The sequence below is a fragment of the Enterobacter sp. CM29 genome (assembly GCF_013179605.1).
GTDB classification, from domain to species: Bacteria; Pseudomonadota; Gammaproteobacteria; order Enterobacterales; family Enterobacteriaceae; genus Enterobacter; species Enterobacter intestinihominis.
Window position 1 is genome coordinate 1 of record NZ_JABMCU010000303.1, and the last position, 2,840, is coordinate 2,840.

General features: G+C 56.3%; 3 protein-coding genes. All 3 read right to left on the reverse strand.

What is annotated here, in order from left to right; translation table 11 throughout:
* Positions 1 to 1,670: long-chain-fatty-acid--CoA ligase FadD (fadD, locus tag HP459_RS22225; RefSeq protein WP_171936856.1), on the reverse strand; the 1,670-nt coding region annotated here is incomplete at its 3' end.
* Between the two features lie 202 nt (positions 1,671 to 1,872).
* Complete coding sequence (locus HP459_RS22230) at positions 1,873 to 2,454, reverse strand: Slp family lipoprotein (protein WP_023300347.1); 582 nt, start codon at positions 2,452 to 2,454, stop codon at positions 1,873 to 1,875.
* Positions 2,455 to 2,491: 37 nt separating this feature from the next.
* Positions 2,492 to 2,840 (reverse strand): tRNA (adenosine(37)-N6)-threonylcarbamoyltransferase complex dimerization subunit type 1 TsaB (locus HP459_RS22235; RefSeq protein WP_171936857.1); only part of this gene is annotated, 349 nt, incomplete at its 5' end.

The window sequence follows — 2,840 nt, forward strand, 5'->3', positions numbered from 1 at the left end:
ACTTTGGCACGGGCTTCGTCACGTAATTCTCGTCGTAATATCTTCCCGACGTTGGATTTCGGCAGCTCATCGCGGAATTCCACCAGCTTCGGCACTTTATAGCCCGTCAGCTGCCGGCGACAAAACGTTATCAGCGCTTCCTCGGTAAGAGAAGGATCTTTCTTGACCACAAATATCTTCACCGCTTCACCACTGCTGCCGGATGGAACCCCCACCGCTGCCACTTCCAGCACGCCGCTGTGCTGCATCACCACGTCTTCGATTTCGTTCGGATAGACGTTGAAACCGGAAACGAGGATCATGTCTTTCTTGCGATCGACGATACGCAGAAAACCTTCGTCATCCATCACCGCGATGTCGCCGGTGTACAGCCAGCCGTCTTTGATGATCTCATCCGTGGCATCTGGGCGCTGCCAGTAGCCCAGCATCACCTGCGGCCCTCTGACGCACAGCTCGCCCGGTTCGCCGTGAGGCACTTCGTTACCCTCATCGTCCACCAGTTTAGCTTCCGTCGACGGGACCGGCAGACCGATACTGCCGCTGTGGTAGTCGATGTCATGCGGGTTGACGCTGACCAGCGGGGCGCACTCCGTCAGACCATAGCCTTCCAGCAGATACTGTCCGGTGAGTTTTACCCAGCGCTCGGCAACCGCCTGCTGAACCGGCATCCCGCCGCCCGCAGAAAGATGCAGCGTGGAGAAATCGAGCTGCTGGAACTCTTTATTGTTAAGCAGCGCGTTAAACAGGGTGTTCACGCCGGTCATGGCGGTGAACGGGTATTTCGCCAGCTCTTTAACCAGCCCCGGAATGTCGCGCGGGTTGGTGATCAATACGTTTTGACCGCCAAGCTCGATAAACAGCAGGCAGTTCATGGTCAGCGCAAAAATGTGATACAGCGGAAGCGCGGTGATCACCAGCTCCTTGCCCGGGTGCAGTAGCGGCCCGTAGGTGGCGTTCACCTGTTCAAGGTTCGCCAGCATATTACGATGGGTCAGCATCGCCCCTTTAGCCACGCCGGTGGTACCGCCGGTGTATTGCAGGAACGCCAGATCTTCTGACACGATCTCCGGCTTAACGTACTGCATCCGATAGCCCGCATGCAGCGCACGGCGGAAAGAGATGGCATCCGGCAGGTGGTATTTCGGCACCAGCCGCTTAACGTATTTCACGACAAAGTTGACCAGCGTACCTTTCGCGGTAGAGAGCTGGTCGCCCATGCGCGTCAGAATGACGTGCTTAACCTGAGTTCTTTCAACGACTTTTTCCAGCGTGTGGGCAAAGTTGGAGACAATCACAATCGCCGCCGCACCGCTGTCATTCAACTGATGTTCCAGCTCGCGCGGGGTATAGAGCGGGTTAACGTTAACCACGATCATCCCCGCCCTGAGGATCCCGAACAGCGCCACCGGGTATTGCAGCAGGTTTGGCATCATCAGCGCGACGCGATCCCCTTTCTGCAAGCCCAACCCTTCCTGTAAATAGGCCGCAAACGCCCGGCTGCGCTCTTCCAGCTTACGGAAAGTCATCACTTCGCCCATATTCACAAATGCGGGCTGGTCAGCGTAGCGCCGTACCGAGTGTTCAAATAATTCAATCAGGGATTGATAACGGTCAGGATTGATCTCCGCAGGGACATCCGCGGGATAACGGTTAAGCCAAACCTTTTTCAATGCATCACCTCTGAAATGAGTGTTCGTCGTCATCACAGCCCCGATAATAAACAGTTTGTTAACATTATATTAACTCAGCGTACCAGTTTATTAATTGTTCAGATTGCAGGTTGCGAAGCGCGTCACTCTTTTTTTTCGTTTTATCCGTAAAAAACAGAGACAGCGGCTGAGCCGCTGTCTCTTTCCTAACAATAACAGTAAGTTACTCAGTTACGATTGTTTGAACCTGTGCAGGGCCTGGATTGTACCAACCCCAGCCACCGTAGCCGTAACGATACGGATGCGGACCCCACATCCACGGATCGATTGGCTGTGGCGGCATCACCACCTGCTGGGCGATACGCCAGCGCTTATAGCCGTTCACCTGCATGGTCATAAATTTGTATGGCGTATTGCCGATTTTCCCCGCCACCGAACCGGTAATCGGCCCGACGACGGTCACCAGCTGCCCGCGGAAATCTACCGGATCGAGGAAGCCGCTGACGTCAGCGTAGATCCGCCCGCGCGAGGCTTCACCCAGAACAGGCCGTGCGCCGCTGTCCAGTGGAACGGTGGCAATCTCCAGCCGGGTTTTCCCCTGCTGGTTTAGCACTTCAACCACCTTGCCGCCAAAGCGCGCTTCCTGCCCGACATACAGCTCCGGAGCATTCATCACGCGTACCAGATCCTGCTGTGGCGTCGGGCTGGTGCCCTTGATCGCATCAGGAACGGTGACGCACCCGCTCAGTGCTATGGCAACCGCGCCTGCCATAAAAAAGCGTACAACTTTAGTCTGAACCGCCATGATGCGACTCCTTTTTCTCAGTTCCTGTTACTGAGATTCACTCGCGGCCAGGAAGTTTCTTCCACGCGACGGTGTTTCGTAAATAAACCGGCTCGGCGTGTTCAACGGCCACGGTTTTTCCTGCGGCAAGCTGCTGACAGGCAACAGGCAACATATCTTCGGCGGCAGGCAGGAGCATGTTACCGTCCACCAGCGTAAGGCCGGTGTCCTTCGCCATCTCAGGCCATGCCGGCCAGCCGGTTCCGACCGTCGCCCACTCACCGGTGAGCTGTTTCAGGCGCTCGGTGACGGCTTCAGGTTTAAGCACGGCTTCCGACTCTTCGCCGTGCCAGACGCCGTTTTCGTCACGGGTGTACTCCGCCCAGTAGACTTCACCCATGCGGGCA

Coding starts and splice junctions, on each gene's coding strand:
- HP459_RS22230 (WP_023300347.1), bottom strand. CDS start 2,454: ATGGCGGTTCAGACTAAAGTTGTACGCTTTTTTATGGCAGGCGCGGTT.